The sequence below is a fragment of the Streptomyces sp. GC420 genome (genome assembly GCF_009916105.1).
Taxonomy (GTDB): domain Bacteria; phylum Actinomycetota; class Actinomycetes; order Streptomycetales; family Streptomycetaceae; genus Streptomyces.
In genome coordinates this window covers 1-20,701 of the sequence record NZ_JAAAXQ010000110.1, presented here as the reverse complement: position 1 = coordinate 20,701, position 20,701 = coordinate 1, and the positions used below count along the sequence as shown (strand labels likewise).

13 protein-coding genes are annotated in these 20,701 nt (G+C 73.3%); 5 read left to right on the top strand and 8 right to left on the bottom strand.

Annotated features, from left to right (window positions below):
- Nucleotides 1-1,429: MFS transporter (locus GUY61_RS16085; protein ID WP_166630855.1), on the bottom strand; the 1,429-nt coding region annotated here is incomplete at its 3' end.
- Nucleotides 1,430-1,497: 68 nt separating this feature from the next.
- On the opposite strand from GUY61_RS16085, the gene dusB reads away from it, so the two are divergent.
- Nucleotides 1,498-2,709, top strand: a complete 1,212-nt coding sequence (gene dusB, locus GUY61_RS16080; RefSeq protein ID WP_166630854.1) for a tRNA dihydrouridine synthase DusB — start codon at nucleotides 1,498-1,500, stop codon at nucleotides 2,707-2,709.
- Between the two features lie 460 nt (nucleotides 2,710-3,169).
- Here the strand turns inward: dusB and GUY61_RS16075 are convergent, their stop codons facing one another.
- Nucleotides 3,170-5,059, bottom strand: coding sequence for a glycogen debranching N-terminal domain-containing protein (locus tag GUY61_RS16075; protein ID WP_166630853.1), 1,890 nt, complete (start codon nucleotides 5,057-5,059; stop codon nucleotides 3,170-3,172).
- Nucleotides 5,056-6,501 carry an MGH1-like glycoside hydrolase domain-containing protein gene (locus GUY61_RS16070; protein WP_166630852.1) on the bottom strand — a complete coding sequence of 482 codons (1,446 nt, stop codon included), beginning with the start codon at nucleotides 6,499-6,501 and terminating at the stop codon, nucleotides 5,056-5,058. Before GUY61_RS16070 ends, GUY61_RS16075 begins: the two co-directional genes overlap by 4 nt.
- A gap of 124 nt (nucleotides 6,502-6,625) precedes the next feature.
- Here GUY61_RS16070 and GUY61_RS16065 point away from each other — a divergent pair, with 124 nt between their 5' ends.
- Together GUY61_RS16065 and ppdK are read left to right on the top strand one after the other, a co-directional pair.
- Nucleotides 6,626-7,828: an ROK family protein gene (locus tag GUY61_RS16065; RefSeq protein WP_166630851.1), complete on the top strand. Its 1,203-nt coding sequence runs from the start codon at nucleotides 6,626-6,628 to the stop codon at nucleotides 7,826-7,828.
- A gap of 415 nt (nucleotides 7,829-8,243) precedes the next feature.
- A complete protein-coding gene (ppdK, locus tag GUY61_RS16060) occupies nucleotides 8,244-10,952 on the top strand; it encodes a pyruvate, phosphate dikinase (RefSeq protein ID WP_166630850.1) in 2,709 nt (902 codons plus the stop codon).
- A gap of 767 nt (nucleotides 10,953-11,719) precedes the next feature.
- Here the strand turns inward: ppdK and GUY61_RS16055 are convergent.
- Nucleotides 11,720-13,186, bottom strand: coding sequence for a HAMP domain-containing sensor histidine kinase (locus tag GUY61_RS16055; RefSeq protein WP_166630849.1), 1,467 nt, complete (start codon nucleotides 13,184-13,186; stop codon nucleotides 11,720-11,722).
- Nucleotides 13,183-14,106, bottom strand: a complete 924-nt coding sequence (locus tag GUY61_RS16050) for a response regulator transcription factor (protein WP_243766492.1) — start codon at nucleotides 14,104-14,106, stop codon at nucleotides 13,183-13,185. Before GUY61_RS16050 ends, GUY61_RS16055 begins: the two co-directional genes overlap by 4 nt.
- A gap of 223 nt (nucleotides 14,107-14,329) precedes the next feature.
- On the opposite strand from GUY61_RS16050, the gene GUY61_RS16045 reads away from it, so the two are divergent.
- Nucleotides 14,330-14,956, top strand: coding sequence for a carbonic anhydrase (locus GUY61_RS16045; RefSeq protein WP_166630848.1), 627 nt, complete (start codon nucleotides 14,330-14,332; stop codon nucleotides 14,954-14,956).
- 233 nt (nucleotides 14,957-15,189) lie between these two features.
- Nucleotides 15,190-16,911 (top strand): SulP family inorganic anion transporter, encoded by a 1,722-nt coding sequence (locus GUY61_RS16040; RefSeq protein WP_398955664.1) that lies wholly within the window; start codon nucleotides 15,190-15,192, stop codon nucleotides 16,909-16,911.
- Here the strand turns inward: GUY61_RS16040 and GUY61_RS16035 are convergent.
- The 3 genes from GUY61_RS16035 to GUY61_RS16025 form a co-directional block, all read right to left on the bottom strand.
- Nucleotides 16,877-18,037 carry an alkaline phosphatase PhoX gene (locus tag GUY61_RS16035; RefSeq protein WP_166630846.1) on the bottom strand — a complete coding sequence of 387 codons (1,161 nt, stop codon included), beginning with the start codon at nucleotides 18,035-18,037 and terminating at the stop codon, nucleotides 16,877-16,879. The genes GUY61_RS16040 and GUY61_RS16035 overlap by 35 nt on opposite strands.
- Nucleotides 18,038-18,257: 220 nt before the next feature.
- Nucleotides 18,258-19,418 carry a 4-carboxymuconolactone decarboxylase gene (gene pcaC / locus GUY61_RS16030; protein ID WP_166630845.1) on the bottom strand — a complete coding sequence of 387 codons (1,161 nt, stop codon included), beginning with the start codon at nucleotides 19,416-19,418 and terminating at the stop codon, nucleotides 18,258-18,260.
- Nucleotides 19,419-19,852: 434 nt separating this feature from the next.
- Nucleotides 19,853-20,701: lyase family protein (locus tag GUY61_RS16025; protein WP_243766491.1), on the bottom strand; the 849-nt coding region annotated here is incomplete at its 5' end.

The window sequence follows — 20,701 nt, the reverse complement described above, 5'->3', positions numbered from 1 at the left end:
GTCCCCCCGGGTCCGCCCCCAGCCGCTCGGCCGTCCGCCGCGCCGTCTCCTGCGCCCAGTTGCCGCTGGTCAGCGCGCCCACGAGGAGCACGGCCAGACCGCAGCCGCTGATGATCCACCACGCGGGGCGGCTCGCGTCGGTGAAGCCCTGCGCGTACGAGGCCGAGCCCAGGCCGGCGGCCAGGACGGCGCCGATCACGGCGACGCCCAGTGACCCGCCGATCTGCCGGCTGGTCGAGGCGATGGCGGAGGCGACCCCCGCCTGGGCGCGCGGCATCCCGGAGACGGCCGTGTTGGTGATCGGCGCGTTGACCATCCCGAAGCCGATGCCGAAGACGACGTAACCGGCGAACAGCACGGCGTTCGAGGTCTCGCCGTCGAAGGCGGCGAACGGCACCGAACTGGCCGCCATCGCCGTGCCCGCGATCAGCAGCGGGATCCGTGGACCGCGGCTGCCGACCAGCCGCCCGGACAGCGGGGCGCAGACACCCGTCATGACGGCCATCGGGAGCATGTACATCCCCGCGTCCAGGGCGGACAGGCCCCGCACGTCCTGGAGGTAGAGCGTGTTGAGGAAGAGGAACCCGGCCAGCGCCGCGAAGGAGCACACCGCCACGACGGTCGCCCCGCTGAACGGCGCGCTGCGGAAGAAGCGCAGGTCGACGAGGGGTTCGTGGCGCCTGGGCTCGTAGGCGAGCAGTCCGGCGAGAGCCAGCGCGGCCACGGCGGCGCAGGCCAGGATCGCGGGAGAGGTCCACCCCGCTGCCGGGGCCTCGATGATCGCGTAGGTCAGGGGGCCGAACAGCGCGATGACGAGGAGCTGGCCGAGCGGGTCGGGGCGGCGCGGCTTGGGGGCGCGCGACTCGGGGACGTACCGCAGCGTAAGCAGGAGCGCGGCCAGCCCTATCGGCACATTGATCCAGAAGATGGAACGCCAGCCGACGGTTCCCACGAGCAGTCCGCCGACCAGCGGGCCCGCCGCCATGGAGAGGCCGACCACCCCGCCCCAGGCGCCGATGGCGCGGGCGCGTTCACGCGGGTCCGTGAAGGTGTTGGTGATGATCGACATGGCGACCGGGTTCAGCATCGAGCCGCCGACCGCCTGGAGCATCCGGAAGACGACCAGCAGAGGCAGGTTCAGGGCCAGCGAGCAGAGCACCGAGCCGAGGGTGAACAGCACCAGCCCGGTCGTGAAGACCCGGCGGCGGCCGATCCTGTCGGCGGTGGAGCCGGCGAGCATGAGCAGCGCGGCGAGCGTGAGGGTGTAGGCGTCGATGGTCCACTGCATGCCCGCGACGCTGGCGCCCAGCTCGTCGCGCATGGACGGCAGGGCCACGTTGAGGACCGTGTTGTCCAGGCTGACGAGCAGCAGGCTCATGCAGCAGATGCCGAGGACGAGGAGGCGTCGGCGGGCGCTCAGCTCAGACATGGCTTCAATAGTATGCCTAACTAACGAATGGTGGCGGCGCCGTGCCGCGAGTACGCGACAATGGGCGAATGACCACGCTCCCGACGACCCTCTCCACGCTACCGACCCTTTCCGTCGGCCCCCACTCGGTGCGGCCACCCGTGGTGCTCGCGCCCATGGCCGGCATCACGAACGCGCCCTTCCGCACCCTGTGCCGGGAATTCGCCGAAGGCGCCGGCCGGGGATCCGGGGAGTCCGCCCCGGACGGGCGGAGCGGCGCGGGCAAGGGTCTCTTCGTGAGCGAGATGATCACTACTCGGGCGCTGGTCGAACGCAACGAGAAGACCATGCAGCTCATCCACTTCGACAAGGCCGAGACCCCCAGGTCCGTCCAACTGTACGGAGTGGACCCGGCCACCGTCGGCAAGGCCGTCCGGATGATCGCCGAGGAGGACCTGGCCGACCACATCGACCTGAACTTCGGCTGTCCCGTGCCCAAGGTCACCCGCAAGGGCGGGGGCTCCGCGCTCCCCTACAAGCGGCCCCTGCTGCGGTCCATCCTGCGTGAGGCCGTGACGGCCGCCGGGGATCTGCCGGTGACGATGAAGATGCGCAAGGGCATCGACGACGACCATCTCACCTACCTGGACGCGGGACGGATCGCCGTCGAGGAGGGCGTCACCGCCATTGCTCTGCACGGCCGTACCGCCGCCCAGCACTACGGCGGGACCGCCGACTGGGACGCCATCGCCCGGCTGAAGGAGCACGTCCCCGAGATTCCCGTGCTCGGCAACGGCGACATCTGGTCCGCCGACGACGCGCTGCGGATGGTCCGCGAGACCGGCTGCGACGGCGTCGTCGTCGGCCGCGGCTGCCTCGGCCGCCCCTGGCTCTTCGGCGACCTCGTCGCCGCCTTCGAGGGCACCGGGACGTATGCCGCGCCGACGCTGAGGGAGGTCGCCGCCGTCATGGTGCGCCACGCGCGGCTCCTCGGCGAGTGGCTGGGCGACGAGGCGCGCGGTGTCATCGACTTCCGCAAGCACGTCGCGTGGTACCTCAAGGGGTTCTCGGTCGGCTCCGAGATGCGCAGGCGGCTCGCCGTCACCTCCTCGCTGGCCGAACTCGACGAGCAACTGCACCGGCTCGACCTCGACCAGCCATGGCCCGCCGCGGGCGCGGACGGCCCCCGCGGCCGCACCTCGGGCCAGGGCCGCGTCGCCCTGCCGGACGGCTGGCTCGACGACCCGGAAGACTGCTCCGGTGTCAGCGTCGACGCGGAACTGGACACTTCCGGCGGCTGAGCCCCGGTCGGGCGACCGGCCGCGCCCCGTCCCCGCTTGCCGCGCCCGCCGGGCGGTGCCGGCCGGAGCCGGGTGGCTCGCTCGGGAACCGGAGCGCCGCGACGGTCGGCGCACGGCTCCGCGGCGTGGTCACGGCGTGGACACGGCGGGCCCCGGGCGACGCACCCGGCCGTCGGCGGAAGCACCCCGTCCGGTTCGCCCGGGTCGGGCTCGTCCCAGCCCCGAAGGGCGCCGCCGGGGGGCGGTGACGGTTTGTGCCACCGAGGCGTTCCCGGCTGCCGCTGCGCGTCCGGGAACGCCTCGGTGGGTTGCCAGGCGGCACGGGTGCTGCCCGTGCCCCTGGCCCCGGTCCCCACCGGGTCCGTGGCCGGCCGGCGTCGCCGCGGGTGCCGTGCTCCGCCGGCCGGCCGGTCTGCGGGTCAGGTGCCGGTGGCCCTCACACCTTTCCTCACACGTCTCCTCACGCGCCGCCCACCGCCGTCAGCAGGGCCAGCGGTGCCGCCGCCGAGCGGGACTCGCGGGAGCAGGCGTACGGGTACGGCACCGGCGTCGGGTACTCGTCGCGGCTGTAGCCGGACAGGACCTCGGGCAGCCGGTGGCCGTCGGCGGTCGCCGCGTCGACGAGGGCGTGGGCCACCGTCCTCGCCTCGTCGTGCAGGCCGTAGCGGGCCAGGCCCAGCGCGATCAGGGCGTTGTCGTGGGGCCACACCGAGCCCCGGTGGTAGGACAGCGGGTGGTACGCGCCCTGGCCCGCGGCCAGGGTCCGCACGCCCCAGCCGGAGAAGAAGTCGGGCCTGAGCAGGCGCCGGCCCACCGCCTCCGCGTACTGCTTGTCCAGCAGCCCCGACCACAGCAGGTGCCCCGCGTCCGAGGCGAGCGCGTCGACCCGGCCGTGGGCGTCGAGGGCGAGGGCGGGGAAGGAGTGCTCGGGCATCCAGAAGTCCCGCTGGAAGCGGTCCCGCAGGTCGGCGGCCGCCTGTTCCAGCAGACCCGCGTAGGTCGGGTCGTCCCAGGCGGTGCGGGCCACCCACGCGGTGCGGCGCAGCGCGTCGTAGGCGTACCCCTGGGCGCCTGCGGCCATCACCGGCCCGGTCGGGCGGCCGCCGTCGGCGAAGCAGATGGCGCCGGGGGAGTCCTTCCAGTTCTGGTTGGCGAGCCCGCCCCGGTCGGCCCGGTAGACGAGATAGCCGCGTGAGCCGAGGCCGCCGTAGTCCAGCATCCAGGCGACGGCGGCGCGGGCGTGCGGCCGCAGCCGGCGGGCCAGCGCCTCGTCGCCCGTGTGCTCGGTGTACGCGCCCAGGAGCACCAGGAACAGCGGCGTCGCGTCGACCGAGCCGTAGTACTTGCGGTACGGCACCTGGCCGAAGTGGGCCAGCTCCCCGTGCCGCAGCTCGTGCACGATCTTGCCCGGCTGGGCCACGGCGTCCTTGTCGGTCTCCGTCGCCTGCGTGGCGGCCAGCGCCAGCAGCGTCGCGGCGGCCGACTCGGGCCGGTGCGGGAGCAGGAACAGGGAGGTCACCATCGCGTCCCGGGCCAGCAGGGTCTGGAACCAGGGCACCCCGGCGGCCGGCACCCGCACCGGTTCTCCGTCCGGGCCCGCCGCCGGGACCTGGAGCAGGGCCAGGTCGTTGAGGCCGCGCTCGCACGCGGCGGCAAGCTCCGGCCAGGTCTCGGGGAGGGTGACGCCGGCCGCGAAGGGCGCCGCGGGGGCGGCGGCCTCCCGCGGCGCGTCGTTCGGCCGGGCGAGGACTCGTAACGTCACCTCGCGGGAGCCGTGCGGCGGCAGTTCGACAGTCCACACCAGCCGGCGCGCGCTGGCACCGGTCTCCTCGACTGCCTCCGGCGCCGGCTCCGCGGTCACGGTGCTGCGGGAGCGCCAGTCGCCGCGCCGGTAGCGGAACTCCACCCCGTCGTCCAGGACGTGCCGGGACCTGACGCTGCCCACCTTGGTGTACGTACGGTGGTCGGAGCGCAGCTCGAACTGGTCGGTGAAGTCGGCGTCCACCGTCAGCCCCAGCCGGACGGTGAGCGGCGAGGGGTGGTTGCTGACGAGCCGCAGGCGGTCCGTGAACTCGGCCTCGGCGACCGTCTGCTCGCGGAAGACCGTGTACGCGGGCGGCTCGGCGCGTCCGCCCGGCGGCGTGAGCACGGATCGCAGGGTCTCCTCCCCCGAGGTGGGCAGCAGCACCTCGGGCGTCCCCCCGTCGACGGTCAGCCGCCAGCGGCTCAGGTGGCGCGCGTCGCGCACGAACAGGCCGTCGGGTGCGGAGCCGCGCCGCCCGGTGATGTCGCCCGACGTGTCGACGGCGGCGAAGGTGGTTCCCCGCACCAGCAGTTGTTGAGCCGTCATCCCCAATTCCCTCCATCGAGCCCTTCGACCGAGAGGTCGAGTGCCAGTGCGGCGGTCCAGCTGAAGTCGCGGGCGCCGTGCGCCCGCCCGGTGTACGGGTCCACGTACTCCGCGAAGTGCGATTCGTCCGCGGTCCGCAGCAGCGCGGACCGCAGGGCCTCGGCGCGCGGCCGCTCGCCGTGCTGCCGCAGACCGCGGACGAGCAGCCAGTTGGTGTTGAACCAGGCAGGGCCGCGCCAGTACCGGCTGGGATCGAAGGCGGGGCCGGTCAGGTCGTAGCTGGGCACCAGCCGTACGCCGTCGCCCAGGCGGAAGTGCTTGCCCCCGGCCGTGCGGACGAGGGCCGCGGCGACGTGCCGGGGCAGTCCTGGCACGATCAGCGGCAGCAGACCGCTCACCCCCCGCTCCGGCACCAGCGTGCCGGAGCGCAGGTCGCGGCACAGGAACAGCTCCTCCGCCGGGTCCCACAGCCGGTCGACGAGGGCGCAGGTGAGCCGCTGCGCGCGGGCGTGGCGGGCGGTGCCGCCGGCGCCGAGCTCGCGCGCTATGCGGGCCAGGGCGTGCTCGGAGGCGATGAGCAGCGCGTTGAAGGAGGGGTCCTCGACCGCGAATGCGGAGGGCCCGTCGGCGTAGCCGCCGTCGCGGTAGTCCGCCGCGAGGCGGACGTAGCGCCCGTAGTCCAGGTCCGTGGGGCGGTCGGCGGCCGCGCCGTGGGCGAGGTCGGCGCGGCGGAAGGACCGCGGGGCGGCGGGCTCGATCCGGGAGAGCGGGCCGTCCCAGCAGGGGGAGTTGTCCATGCCCTGCTCCCAGGGGTGGATCACCGCGGCGAGTCCGTGGCCGCCCGTGTCACGGTGGTGCAGGAGGTAGCGGTGCCAGGCCGCGAGCCGCGGATGGACACGGGCGAGGAACCCGCGTGCGCGGGAGAGGCCGGGGTCGGCGCGGTGCACCAGCCAGGCGGCGAGAGCATGGACGGGGGGCTGCACGATGCCGGAGGTCTCCGTCGCGCGCGGGGCGCCCGCGGCCCGCCCGGCGGTGGAGGAGCGCCAGAAGTCGGGTCCGGGGAAGTACGCCTCGCGGGGGACGGAGGGGTTGAAGACGATGTGCGGGACGCGTCCGTCGCCCCACTGGGCGGACAGCAGGGTCTCCAGCTCGATCTGCGCGCGCAGGGGGGAAAGGTGCCGCGACCCGATGGCGATGAACGCGGAGTCCCAGGACCACTGGTGCGGGTACAGGCTGCGTGAGGGCACGGTGGAGGCGCCGGTCCAGTTGCGCCGCAGCACGGCGGCGGCACGCTCCTGTAAACCGGTGAGCGGATCGGATGCAGTCCGTCCGGTACGCACGGCCTCGTCATGACTGGAGGGATGGACGGATGACCCGGTGGGGTGCGCGACGTGCCCGGTGAGGGTGTCGCGGCGGGCGGTGAGTTGGGTCGAACGGTCCACGCAGGTCTCCCTGGAGAGAACGGTCCCAGCAGTTCGGCGATGGCTACCTTAGGGTTACGCCTATTTAACACGCAAAACTCAATATGTAATGTGAAGTTGATGAGCGCAAGGGGGTTGGTCGCAGATGGCCGCGAAACAAGCGAGCGCGGGTGAGCTGCTGCACCTGGTGCGCAGCGGGCAGGCGGCCACGCGCGGCGCCCTGCAACAGGTCACGGGGCTGTCCCGGGCCACGGTCGGGCAGCGGCTCGACCGTCTCTTCCGGGCCGGATGGCTGAGAGAGGGCGCCAACGATCCGGTGGACTCCCCCCTGGGCGGCCGGCCCTCGGTACGGCTGGAGTTCGACGACAGTCACGCGGTGGTGCTGGCCGCCGATCTGGAGACCCGCCATGCCCGCGCGGCCGTCCTGGGCCTGACCGGGGAACTGCTGGCCGAGCACTCGGGCCCGCTGCTCGTCGACGACGGCCCGGACGCGGTCCTCGGCGAGCTCGGCCGCTGGTTCGGCGATCTGCTGGAGAAGGCGGGCTGCTCCGCGCGGGCGGTCTGCGGGATCGGCCTGGCCGTGCCCGGCCCGGTGGACTGGGTCTCCGGCCGTGTCGTGCAGCCGCCGATCATGCCGGGCTGGGACGGCTACGACATACGGACACGGCTGCGCCGGGCCTTCGCCGAGCACGCGGGCGGCCGCCCCGACGTCGAGGTCCTGGTCGACAACGACGCCAACCTGATGGCGTACGGGGAGCAGCGCGCCGCGTACCCGGACTGCTCGGCCTTCGTGCTGGTCAAGGTCTCCACGGGTATCGGCGCCGGCGTCGTCGTCGACGGCGGCGTCTACCGGGGCATCGACGGCGGGGCCGGGGACATCGGCCACATCCGGGTTCCCGAAGGGGCCGAGGCCCTGTGCATGTGCGGTTCGTACGGCTGCCTGGCGGCGCTTGCGAGCGGGCGGGCGCTGGCCCGCCGGCTGGCGGCCGCCGGGGTTCCGGCCACCTCCGGCTCCGACGTGCGGGACCTGCTCGCCTCCGGGCACCCGGAGGCGCTCGGGCTGGCCAGGGAGGCGGGACGCCGGGTGGGGGACGTGCTGGCCACGGTGGTGACCCTGCTCAATCCGGGCGTGCTGATGATCGCGGGGGACCTGGCGGGAACGGCGTTCCTGACGGGGGTACGTGAACTCCTGTACCAACGGGCGCTGCCGCGCAGCACCGCTCATCTGGAGGTGGTGACCTCGCAGCTCGGCGAGCGGGCCGGGCTGATCGGGGCGGGCGCGCTGGTCGTGGAGCATCTCTACGCTCCCGAGCGCGCCGAAGAACGGCTGGTGGCGATGGGGGTGTGAGCTGTTTACGGCCGCATCACAACCATGTGTCCCACGTCCGGATGCTGGAACCGGCCCCTCCCATCGCGCGTGATTCTCGCCACCCTTGATAGGGGTTGCGCTCAGATGAGCACTTCGGAGGTGGCTGCACTTCTCAAAGGGTGGCACCGAGTGCCACCCTTTGCGCGTTCAAGAAGTGAAGGCGAGTGTCCTAAGTGCCCGCTCACATGAGCGCACGTGTTCAAGTCTGTGCAAGAAACTCTTCAACGTCTGAAGCTGTGCCGCCTCTTCGAGGTCCCCGCACCGTGCATTCGATCTGCTGGCGGACGGGTGGTTACGGCCGTATGACGGACAGGCGTACGTACCCAGGCGCCTTCGATCTGGGTATGTTCCTCGCCGTCAGGGCAGGCCACCGAGTCCTCGAGGAGTCGAGACCGTGTCGCAGATCAAAGAGCAGAAATTCGTTTACGACTTCACGGAAGGCAACAAAGACCTCAAGGACCTCCTCGGGGGCAAGGGCGCGAACCTTGCCGAGATGACCAACTTGGGCCTGCCCGTTCCCCCGGGCTTCACCATCACCACTGAGGCCTGCAAGGTCTACCTCGACAGCGGTGACGAGCCCACGGCACTCCGTGACGAGGTCAGCGCGCACCTCGACGCGCTCGAGCAGCAGATGGGCAAGAAGCTCGGCCAGGCCGACGACCCGCTGCTCGTATCCGTACGCTCCGGCGCCAAGTTCTCCATGCCCGGCATGATGGACACCGTCCTCAACATCGGGCTCTCCGACGCCTCCGTCGTCGGCCTCGCCAAGCAGGCGAACAACGAGCGCTTCGCCTGGGACTCGTACCGCAGGCTCATCCAGATGTTCGGCAAGACCGTGCTCGGCGTCGACGGCGAACTCTTCGAGGACGCGCTCGACGAGGCCAAGCAGGCCAAGAAGGTCACGGTCGACACCGACCTCGAGGCCGCCGACCTCAAGAAGCTCGTCAAGAAGTTCAAGAAGATCGTCTCCGACGAGACCGGCCGCGAGTTCCCGCAGGACCCGCGCGAGCAGATGGACCTCGCCATCCGCGCCGTCTTCGACTCGTGGAACGGCGACCGCGCCAAGCTGTACCGCCGCCAGGAGCGCATCCCGCACGACCTCGGCACCGCCGTCAACGTGTGCTCCATGGTCTTCGGCAACCTGGGCCCCGACTCCGGCACCGGTGTCGCCTTCACCCGCGACCCCGCCAGCGGCCACCAGGGCGTCTACGGCGACTACCTGCAGGACGCCCAGGGCGAGGACGTCGTCGCCGGCATCCGCAACACCGTGCCGCTGGCCGAGCTCGAGACCATCGACAAGGCCTCGTACGACCAGCTGATGCAGATCATGGAGACCCTCGAGACGCACTACAAGGACCTGTGCGACATCGAGTTCACCATCGAGCGCGGCAAGCTGTGGATGCTCCAGACGCGCGTGGGCAAGCGCACCGCCGGTGCCGCCTTCCGCATCGCCACGCAGCTCGTCGACCAGGGCCTCATCGACGAGGCCGAGGCGCTCCAGCGCGTCAACGGCGCCCAGCTCGCGCAGCTGATGTTCCCCCGCTTCGACGAGAACGCGAAGGTCGAGATGATCGGCCGCGGCATCGCCGCCTCGCCCGGCGCCGCCGTCGGCAAGGCCGTCTTCGACTCGTACACCGCGATCAAGTGGTCCCGCTCCGGCGAGAAGGTCATCCTGATCCGCCGCGAGACCAACCCCGACGACCTCGACGGCATGATCGCCGCGGAGGGCATCCTGACCTCCCGCGGCGGCAAGACCTCGCACGCCGCCGTCGTCGCGCGCGGCATGGGCAAGACCTGTGTCTGCGGTGCCGAGGAGCTCGAGGTCGACACCAAGCGGCGCCGCCTGACGGTGAACGGCACCGTCATCGAAGAGGGCGACGTCGTCTCCATCGACGGCTCCACCGGCAAGGTCTTCCGCGGCGAGGTGCCCGTCGTGCCCTCCCCGGTCGTCGAGTACTTCGAGGGCCGCATGCACGCCGGCGCCGACGACGCCGACGAACTGGTCGCCGCCGTCCACCGGATCATGGCCTACGCCGACCGGGTGCGCCGCCTGCGCGTGCGCGCCAACGCCGACAACGCCGAGGACGCGCTGCGCGCACGGCGGTTCGGCGCCCAGGGCATCGGCCTGTGCCGCACCGAGCACATGTTCCTCGGCGAGCGCCGCGAGATGGTCGAGCGGCTGATCCTGGCCGACACCGACGCCGAGCGCGAGGACGCCCTCAAGGAGCTCCTCCCGCTGCAGAAGAAGGACTTCATCGAGCTGTTCGAGGCCATGGACGGCCTGCCGGTGACGGTCCGCCTGCTGGACCCGCCGCTGCACGAGTTCCTGCCCGACATCACCGAGCTGTCGGTCCGCGTCGCGCTCGCCGAGTCCCGCAAGGACCCCAACGAGAACGACCTGCGCCTGCTCCAGGCCGTGCACCGCCTGCACGAGCAGAACCCGATGCTGGGTCTGCGCGGCGTACGCCTCGGCCTGGTCATCCCCGGACTGTTCACCATGCAGGTCCGGGCCATCGCGGAGGCCGCGGCCGAGCGCAAGAACGCCAAGGGCGACCCGCGCGCGGAGATCATGATCCCGCTCGTCGGCACCGTCCAGGAGCTGGAGATCGTCCGCGACGAGGCCGAGCAGGTCATCGCCGAGGTCCAGGAGGCCACCGGCGTCGAGCTGAAGCTGGCACTCGGCACGATGATCGAGCTGCCGCGCGCCGCCCTGACGGCCGGACAGATCGCCGAGGCCGCGGAGTTCTTCTCCTTCGGCACCAACGACCTCACGCAGACCGTCTGGGGCTTCTCCCGCGACGACGTGGAGGCCTCGTTCTTCACGGCGTACCTGGAAAAGGGCATCTTCGGGGTCTCGCCCTTCGAGACCATCGACAAGGACGGCGTGGGCTCCCTGGTCCGCGACGCCGCCCGCGCCGGCCGGGCCACCCGCCCGGACCTCAAGCTCGGCGTCTGCGGCGAGCACGGCGGCGACCCGGAGTCGGTCCACTTCTTCCACGAGGTCGGGCTCGACTACGTCTCCTGCTCCCCGTTCCGCATCCCCGTCGCCCGCCTCGAAGCGGGCCGCGCGGCGGCCTCGGCGAAGGGCAGCGACAGCCGCTGACGCCGTGAGGTGAGACTCCGGGTCCGTTGCCCGCCACTCGACCCTCAACGGCGGGCATCGGCCCCGGCGCACGAAAGAAGAAGGGGCGGCACCTTGTGCGGAGGTGCCGCCCCTTCGCGCTGCCCGGAGCGCGGCACGCGGTGCGATTCCCGGCCCCGGCCCCGGCCCCGGACCGGCCCCGGACCGGCCCCGGCCGGGGCACGGCGCGCGCGTTCTCGCGGCCCCGGGAGGCACAGCTCACGGCCGCGGCCGGGGCACGGCGCGTGGCGCGGGTCGTGGCCCGGGGCCACGGCGCTCGGTCCGTGGTCGGGCGGCGAGCGGCGTGTACGGGCCGACTCCGCCTGGCCGCCGCCGTACTCACCGCTCCCGGACCGGTGTCCGGGACCGGCCTCGTGGCCGGTGTCCCGCCAGGACGTCGTGCGGCCGCGCCGCCTCTCCTCCCCCCCGGTCCCCGCTCGTCGTCCGTGGCGCGGCGGACGGCCGACACGGTCCGGGCACCGCGGCCACGAGTTCCCCTCGTGCCTCGCTGCCCTGGGCCCGGCGTAGAGGTCGTACCGGCGTGGGGAGGCCGCCTCCGTGCAGGGGCCGTGCGGCTTCGGGCGGCCGGTTGGGCCCGCAGGGCCGGGCGGTGGCCGCGGCGCGTGGCGCGGTCGTGCTCCGGGCCCGGCCCGGGGCCGGGCGGCGCGGGTCGCGGGTGGCGATCTGGGGAGTCCGCACGGCCTGGGCACCGCGGCACGAGTTGGCTGCCCGTGCAGGGGACGTACGGTTCAGGCCCGCAGGGCCGGGCGGTGGCCGCGGCGCGGGGACGGCGGTGCAGCGGCGGGGACGGACCTGGCCGCCACGGGGAGATGGACGACGGCGTCCAGGCCGCCCCCGGGCGCGGGGCGCAGGTCGGCGTCCCCTCCGCAGGCGTGGGCGAGCCGCTGGACCAGCGCGAGGCCGAGGCCCGTACCACCCTTGGGCGCACCGGGGGCGCGCCAGAAGCGGTCGAAGGCACGACGGCGCTGATCGTCGGTCATCCCCGGCCCCTCGTCCGTGACATGCAGTTCGACGTGGGTGTGTCGGAGGTGACGCAGTTCCGAGGACGCCGGACGCCGAAGGCCGACACGGACGGTGCTGCCGGCCGGTGACACCCGCAGCGCGTTGGACAGCAGGTTGTCCAGGATCTGCTCCACCGCTCCCGGAACCGCCAGCACCTGCCAGGCGAAGTCGCCGGTCCGCACCAGCTCCACGCCGTGCCGCTCGAACAGCGGCTTCCACGTCCGGTGCCGCTCCGCGCAGACCCGGTCGAGGCCGACCGGTTCCCGGTCGGCGGCGGTCTCGTCCAGCCGGGCCAGCGCCAGCAGTCCCTCGACCATACGGGCCAGCCGGTCCGTCTCGGTGACGGCGGCGGCGAGACTGCCCCTGGCATTCGGTGTCACCTCGGACTCCAGGTTGTCCAGGCGCAGCCGCAGCGCCGCGAGCGGGGTCTTCAGCTGGTGCGAGGCCTCGCCCGCGAAGGCCCGCTGCGAGGCCACCAGGTGCTCGAGCCGCGCGGCGGTCCTGTTGAAAGTGGCCGCCAGGCTGCGGATCTCGGGCGGGCCCGAGGTGATCGCCACCCGGGCGGACAGGCCGCCCTCGGCAAGCCGGTGCGCGGCCTCCTCCAGTTCGCGGATCGGGCGTCCGGTCCACCTGGCGAAGGCGAAGCCCACGAAGGAGACGGCGGTGAGCACGGCGACCCCGACCAGGGCGAGCAGCGTCCACACGCGGTCGACGCGGGCCTCCAGCCGGTCCGTGGGCACGGCGATCCGTACCGCGCCCAGCGTTCGGGCGCCCTGCCGGACGGGCGCCGCCACGGCGAGGTGCTCGACGCCGTCGATCACGGAGGCGCGCAGGTCGCCTGCGGCCCGGCCGGCCAGGGCCGCCTCGACCTCGGGGCGGGAGGCCAGGCCGCGTGACTCGTCTCCGGACAGCCGGTGGGACGTGGCGAGCGGCTCGCCGCGCGGACCGAGCACGACCACCCGGCCGCCGATGCGCCCGGCGCACCGGGCCGCCCGCGCGTGCAGTTCCCGCTCCGGCCGGCCCGAGGTCAGGGAGAGCGAGGCGTACGCCGCCACGGATTCGGCCTCGTCCTCGGCGCTTCCCAGGACGCGTTCGCGCTCGCCCCGGCCGTAGAGCAGCCCGAGGGGGACCTCCAGGCAGAGCAGTACCAGCATCGCGAGGCTCAGGTAGCCCAGGAGCAGGCGGCGGGTCACGGGAGGGCCGCCTCCGGTGCGTCGGACAGACCGCCGCCCGGGTCCCCGGGCCGGTCGCGGGGCCGCTCCCGCGGGGCGTGGACGGCGAGTCTGAATCCCACGCCGCGCAGGGTCTGGATCCAGGCCGGGTCGCCCAGCTTCCTGCGCAGTGTCGCGATGTGCACGTCCAGGGTCTTGGTCGGCCCCTCGTAGTGCGGGTCCCAGACGCGGTCGAGGATGCTCTGGCGCGAGTAGACGGCGCCCGGGTCCTCGGCGAGCAGGGCGAGCAGTTCGAACTCCTTCAGGGTGAGGGCGACGGGGACTCCGCCGACCCATACCTGCCGGGTGCGCCGGTCCACCACCAGCGGCCCCGTCCCCGCCGCCGTTCCCGCGCCCGCCGCCGTCCCTGCTCCCGTCCCTGCTCCCGTCCCTGTCTCCGTTCCAGCCTCCGTCCCCGTGCCGGACCCGGAGGCCTGCCCCGTGCCGTGCCCCGCCGCGCGGCCGGCCTCCGCGGGGGGCTCCGGCACAGGCTCGGGCGTCTCGAAGGAGCCGGGCCGCGGGGCCCGGGCCGCCTCGCCGCGCGTGATCCGCGTACGGCGGGTCACGGCCCGGATGCGGGCGACGAGCTCCCGCAGGCTGAACGGCTTCGCCAGGTAGTCGTCGGCACCCAGCTCGAGCCCGAGCACACGGTCGGCCTCCTCGCCCCTGGCGCTGAGGATGATGACGGGGACGTCGGAGACCTGCCGGATGCCGCGGCAGACGTCGATGCCGTCCATGTCCGGCAGACCCAGGTCGAGCAGCACGACATCGCCGTGGGGTCCTTCCAGTCCGGCGGCGCCGGTCGCGACACGACGGACCGCCAGCCCGAAGTGGCCAAGGCCCTCCGCGAGCGGTTCGGCGATCGTCTCGTCGTCCTCGATGAGCAGCACTTGTACGGGCATGCGTCCTGTCTCTCCAGTATTTCGGGACAACGCCTGGACCACAAAGTGGAGCTGACACGCTAACAAGAATCCGCGGCAGGGTTCCGGTCATCGCACGCGGTGTGATCCATCGCTCAGGAAGCATTTCTTGCCTGCGTCTAGCATTCGCTTAACCCTCACCTGGCAATGGGCCCTCTATGGTGCGGAAGACCTGGTCGAATCGCATGTCAGGGAGGCAGGCAGTATGAAGGCATTGCTGGACCGTGCCCGCACGTTCAAGCGGCGGGTGGACTTTGAGAGCGGCGAATACCGGAAACTGGCCGAGGGTCAATTCCCGGAAGTCCTGTTCATTACCTGCTCGGACTCGCGTGTCATACCGGCTCTCATTACGGGCGCCAGGCCCGGAGAGATATTCGAGCTGCGCAACGCGGGCAATATCGTCCCGCCCAGGGGCGCGCGGACGGCCTCGGGCGAGGCCGCCACCATCGAGTACGCGCTGGAGGTCCTCGGCGTTCAGGACATCGTCGTGTGCGGTCACTCCCACTGCGGCGCGATGGAAGCGCTGAGGTCCGGAGCGGACCTGTCCGGGATGCCGGGCGTGGACGCCTGGCTCGACCTCGCCCGCCCGGCGCTCGCCCCGGCCCTGGGCACGGCGCGACTCGCCGCGGCTGCGGGGAAGGCGGATCCGTCCGGCCGGGACCTGGCCCAGCTCAACGTGGTAAGCCAACTGTCCGCGCTGCGGCAGCACCCCGCCGTACGGCAGCGGCTCGACGCGGACCGGCTGCGGCTGCACGGCTGGTACTACGAGGTCGACACGGGTGCGGTGTACGAACTCGACGCGGACGGCCGCTTCCGGGCGCACACCTCATGAGCGGCCGGCGCGCGCGCCACGCCCGGGGGCGCTCCGGGCGCTCCTTCCGTAGCGCCCCGGCCACGCCGGGGACCGCGGCCACCCTGGGGACCCCGGCCACCCCGGGGACCGCGGGAGCGCCGTACGGAACCGGTCGGGTGACGCCGCCCGGCCCACGTGACGGGGCCGGGCCACGGACCGCGCCCGGGACCGCGCCCGGCACCCCGCCCGGGACCCGCGCCGGGGCGCGGGCCGTGAAGAGGGGTTCCGGCGACGGGGCGGGGAAGGGCCTCGTCCCGCACGGCACGGACCTCGGCACCGAGATCACGGCGTCGCTCGTCGTTTTCCTGGTCGCCCTGCCCCTGTGCATCGGCGTGGCCGTCGCCTCGGGGGTTCCCGCGGAACTGGGCATCGTCTCCGGTGTCGTCGGCGGCCTCGTCATCGGCATGGCGAGGGGTAGCACCCTTCAGGTCAGCGGGCCCGCGGCCGGGCTCGCGGCGCTCGTGGCCGAGACCGTGCTGGAGCACGGCGTCGCGATGCTCGGAGTGATCGTCCTGGCCTCCGGCGTCCTGCAGATCGTCCTGGGCCTGGCCCGCCTGGGCCGGCTGTTCCAGGCCATCTCGGTCGCCGTGGTGCAGGGCATGCTCGCCGGCATCGGCCTGCCGCTCATGTTCAGCCAGGCGTACCCGCTGGCCGACGCCAGAGCCCCCGGCACCCCCGTCGAGAACATCGCGGGAGTTCCCGGGCTGCTCGGGGACACGCTCGCGGACGGCCAGGCGGTGATCGCGGCACTGCTCGGCATCGTCACCGTCGTGCTCGCCTTCGTGTGGAAGAAGGCTCCGGGACCGGTCAGGAAGATCCCCTCCGCCCTGGTCGCCGTCGCCATCGGCATCGTCGTCGCCGCACTGCCCGGCGTCGAGGTGAAGACCCTTCAGGTCGGCGACCTGCTCGGGTCCGTGAACGTCCCCGGGCCCGCCCAGTTCGCCGGACTCGCCGACCCGGGCATCATCGCCGCCGTCCTCACCTTCACGGTCATCGCCTCCGCGGAGAGCCTGTTCACCGCGGCGGCGGTCGACCGCATGCACAACGGCCCCCGCACCCGCTACAACACCGAACTCATCGCCCAGGGAGCCGGCAACACGGTCTGCGGCCTCCTCGGAGCGCTGCCGATGACCGCCGTGGTCGCCCGCAGCTCGGCCAATGTGCAGGCCGGGGCCAGGACCAGGCTGTCCAGGACGCTGCACGGCCTGTGGCTGCTCGCCTTCGCGCTGCTGCTGCCCCAGGTGCTGGCCCTGATCCCGGTGTCCGTGCTCGCCGGTGTCCTCGTCCACAGCGGGTGGAAGCTCTTCGCCCCCGAGGAGTTCCCGAAGATGTGGCGCCAGGACCGGGGAGAGTTCGCCGTCATGACCCTCACCACCCTGGTGATCGTCGCGACCGCGCTGCTCGAAGGCGTACTGATCGGGCTCGCCGCCGGTGTGCTGCTCGCCGCGCTGCGGATGTCGCAGACGGCCGTCAGGCAGCACATCGAGGACGACACGGCCAGGGTCGTCATGGCCGGGAACGCCACGTTCCTCCGCCTGCCCCGGCTGATCGAGGCACTGGAGGCGGCCGCCGAGTCGGGCAGACCGCGGATCCGGCTCGACCTCACGGGCGTGACCCATCTGGACCACGCCTGCCGCAACGCCGTCGACGAGTTCGTGGCCCAGCGCCGGGCCGCCGGCCTGCGCGTGGAACTGCTCATGCCGGGACCGGCTGCGCCCGGGGAACACGCCCCGGCCCGCCCTGTCCGCCCTGTCCGCGGGACGGGCCCCGCGTCCGGGGCCGGTTCCGGCTCCGTGGCAGGAGGCGCTCCGGCCGCCGGACCCGCACCGCTTCCGGGCCCGACGGCGGAGTGGTTCTATCTGGACACCCGCCCCCTGCCGGAGGCGGAGGCGGAGTACCTCATGAGCGGAACGGGCCCGTCACCTCGTACGTGATGCCGCCGGAGGAACTGCCGCTCGTGCCGCGCTGGCTGGAGAAGTACAGCCGCGTGCCGTCGGGCGAGAAGGCGGGGCCGGTGATCTCGGAGGAGGACTGGCCGTTGATCCGCAGGAACGGGGCGATCACGTCGTCCGGGGTGATGACGCAGATCTCCATGTTGCCGCCGTCCTCCGCCACGAACAGGTCGCCGGAGGAGGAGCCGGTGACATTGTCGACACCCGTCAGCGGGGCGCTGCCGCTGGTCACCAGGGAGTCGTCGTAGGCGAGTTCGATGGTCTGGGCGGAGGCGTTGTACTGCCAGACCCGGTTGTCGCCCTTGGTGGTGAACCAGCAGGTGTCGTTCGCGTAGTAGCAGCCCTCGCCGCCGTTGAACTTCTTCGCGCCCGAGACCTGGCTGCGGGTGACGGTCGGCGAACCGTCCGGGTCGGGCACGGCCGTCCAGGTCACCGGGCCGCTGGTGCCGGTGCCCGCGACCATGACCTCCAGCTTGCCGGAGGAGAGGTCGCCCCAGGTGGTGGGCGTGAACCGATAGAAGCAGCCGTCCGTCTCGTCCTCGGTCAGGTAGATCACCTTGCGTACCGGGTCGGCGGCCGCCGCCTCGTGCTTGAAGCGGCCCATGGCGGCCCGCTGCGTCGCGGCCTTCGCACCCCACGGGTCCGTCTCGTAGACGTAGCCCCGGCTGACCTCCTCGCAGGACAGCCAGGTGTTCCACGGGGTTCTGCCGCCCGCGCAGTTCTGCCGGGTGCCGGACAGGACCCGGTACGCGCCGGTGATCGCACCCGCCGCCGAGAACTTCACCGCGCTCGCGCCGCCACCGGGGTTGATCTCCGAGTTGGAGACGTAGATCCAGCCGCTGCCGTCCGCGTAACAGGCCCCGCCGTCGGGGGCGTTGTGCCAGGTGTACGACGTACCGGCGACCGTCTGGCCGGAGCGGGCGATCACCCGGCTGGTGAAGCCGGCGGGCAGCTGGATGCCATTGGCGTCCGCCGACCCGAGCGCTCCGTAAGGGCCGGCGCCGGGCTGGGCGGGGGCCGCGTACGCGGCGCCGCGCCACAGGGTTCCGCCGAAGGCGGCGGCCGAGCCGCCGATCACTGCTCCGCGCAAGAAGCTACGACGTTCCACGATGACTCCCAGGAGGTCCGAGAGCGGGCCCCGCGGCCGGTCGGCGCGCGGGGGAGGACGAACGTCACCGGAATCTAGGAGTACGGAATTGACGCCACGTCAACGGATCATGAACCGCGAGAGCCGTTCAGGCGGCGCCCGTTCTCGCCGGTGGGACCGCTCGCGTGCCGCCGCGTGCCGCCGCGTCACCCGCGGGTCCGTCGCGGCACGGCCCCGCCCGTCAGTGCCCGTCCAGCTCGTCGAAGACCCGCTGCGCCGTGGCGAACGCCGAGTTGGCCGCAGGGACCCCGCAGTACACGGCGGTCTGCAGCAGCACCGCTCCGATCTCCTCACGGGTCAGACCGTTGGTGAGGGCGGCTCTGACGTGCATGGCCAGTTCGGCGTCGTGCCCGTGGGCGACGAGGGCGGTGAGCGTCACGCAGGAGCGGGTACGGCGGTCCAGCGTGGGGTCCGTCCAGATCTCGCCCCAGGCGTAGCGGGTGATGAAGTCCTGGAAGCGCCCGGTGAAGGGCGTGGTGCGGGCCACCGCGCGGTCCACGTGGGCGTCGCCGAGCACGGCCCGGCGGACGCGCATCCCGGCCGCGTGACGGGACGTGTCGTCCACCGGGAGCGGGGACAGGTGCGTGACGAGGGCTGGGGTGACGGTCCCGGGCCGTTCCACGCCGGCCAGGTGCGCGGCGCCGGCGACTTCCAGGAGGCTCGCGCCCGGGATGCCGTCGGCGAGTTCACGGGCGTGCGCGGGCGGTGTCGCCGGATCCTCCCGGCCCGCCACGACCAGGGTGGGGGCGGTGACCTCACCGAGGCGGTCCCGCAGGTCGTAGGTGGCGAGGGCGTCGCAGCACGCCGCGTAGCCCTCGTCGTCCGCCGCCCGCAGATCCCCGGTCAGCACGGTGGCGAGCGGGTCGGCGGCGAAGGAGGGCGCGAACCAGACGCCGGGGCGGCTCGCAGCCATGGCCCCCGTCCCCTCGCGCCGTACCAGGGCCGCACGCTCCCGCCAGGACTCCGGATCGCCGAACCGCGCCGAGGAACAGACCAGGGCCAGCCGGTCGATCCGCGACGGGTGGTGCACGGCGAGGTACAGCCCCGTCGCGCCCCCGAGGGAGACACCGGCGTAAGAGAAGGAGCTCCAGCCCTGGTCGTCGGCGAGCGCGAGGACCAGGGCCGCGAGGTCGGCGACGGTCGCCGAGCCGTCCAGGGGGACGAGGGACGAGGGCGAGCCGCCGTGACCCGGCAGGTCGAACCGCAGCACGCGGTGCGTACGGGCCAGCGCGGCCAGCTGCGGTGCCCACACGGCGAGCGAGGTGCCGACGGAGGGGCCGAGAATCAGCGGCGCGCCGTCGGCGGGGCCGTCGAGGGTGAAGTGGGGCAGGCGGTCGTTCATCGGGACGTCTCCGGGGCTTCTTCGGACGGGGCGCGGTTTCGGTGGTCTTGGGTCGGGGCCGAGGCCGCGGGTTTGCGGCTGGGGTCGCGGGTCTCGGTTCCGGTGGCCGTGCGGCGTCGGCCGGGGGCTCGGACCGACGGTCCGGGGGCGAGTCCCGGGCGCCGCCCCGTAACGGATGCGGCCGGGGCCTCGGCCGGTTGGTGGCGACGCGGTGGCGCTTGTCGGGGACGTCGGTCTCCTGCGGGGGGATACGGACCCGGGGCGGGCGGACACGGCCTCGGCCGGCGCCGCGGGGTGCAGTGCTCCGGGGCGCCGCCGCGCCGGGACGGCCCGTCCGGGGCGACCGCGGGCGCCATCGAGGGCATCGGTAGGCCGTCGGCCGTATCGCGGGCCCGGCGCCGGGCAGGTGTGCCGGGCGTGCGCGAGGGATTCGGTCACGGAGTGGAGGCCGGGCGGGCCGGGACGCGGCGCAGGGCGCGGTCGGTGAGTCCGGGGGCCGCACCGGTGTAGTGCGCGGGGTCGGTGAGCTCCCCGAGGCGCGCCTTCGACAGCGTGACGCCGGGTTCCTCCTCGGACAGGACGTCGGCGAGCGAGTCGGCCAGCGGACACGCCTCGGCGGTGGCCCGCTTCGACGCGGTGGTGAGCAGGGCCTTGGCGCGGCCCGCCCCCAGCAGGGGGGCCAGTTCGACGGCGATCCGCTCGCTGACGATCAGGCCTTCGGTCAGGCCCAGGTTCTCGATCATGCGGTAGGGGAAGACCCGCAGGTGTTCCGCGAGCTCCGCGGCCGCGTGCGCGGCGCCGCCCGCCAGCCGCAGCAGCTCCCGCAGGGGCTGCCACTCCGCGTGCCAGGCGCCGGCCGGGCGTTCGTCCTCGGCGACCAGTGACCCGAGGAGCACCGCCGCGAGCCCGGGGGCCTGCCGTGCCGCGGTCGCCATGAGCGTGGCCCGCACCGGGTTCGCCTTGTGCGGCATCGCCGACGATCCGCCGCCGCCCCCCTCCGCCACTTCCCCGATCTCCGTCCGGGACAGCGTCAGGACGTCCGCCGCGACCTTGCCGAGCGCACCCGGGGTGAACGCGAGCGCCGCCGCGAGATCGGCGACGGGTGTACGCAGCGTGTGCCACGGCAGCAGGGGTTCGGCCAGGCCGGTTTCCCTGGCGTACGCGGCGACCAGACCCAGTCCGGCGAGCCCGCTGCCCGCCGTCTCGCCGTACGGCGAGACGGCGGAGGTGCCCGCGGGGAGGCCGCCCTGGGCGCCGGGGTGGGCGCCGGTGTGGGGGAAGGG

Excerpts from the sequence above, each read along its gene's own strand:
- GUY61_RS16065 (WP_166630851.1), top strand. The coding sequence starts at position 6,626 with ATGGCCGCGAAACAAGCGAGCGCGGGTGAGCTGCTGCACCTGGTGCGC.
- pcaC (WP_166630845.1), bottom strand. The coding sequence starts at position 19,418 with ATGAACGACCGCCTGCCCCACTTCACCCTCGACGGCCCCGCCGACGGC.
- GUY61_RS16075 (WP_166630853.1), bottom strand. The coding sequence starts at position 5,059 with ATGACGGCTCAACAACTGCTGGTGCGGGGAACCACCTTCGCCGCCGTC.
- dusB (WP_166630854.1), top strand. The coding sequence starts at position 1,498 with ATGACCACGCTCCCGACGACCCTCTCCACGCTACCGACCCTTTCCGTC.
- GUY61_RS16045 (WP_166630848.1), top strand. The coding sequence starts at position 14,330 with ATGAAGGCATTGCTGGACCGTGCCCGCACGTTCAAGCGGCGGGTGGAC.
- GUY61_RS16050 (WP_243766492.1), bottom strand. The coding sequence starts at position 14,106 with ATGCCCGTACAAGTGCTGCTCATCGAGGACGACGAGACGATCGCCGAA.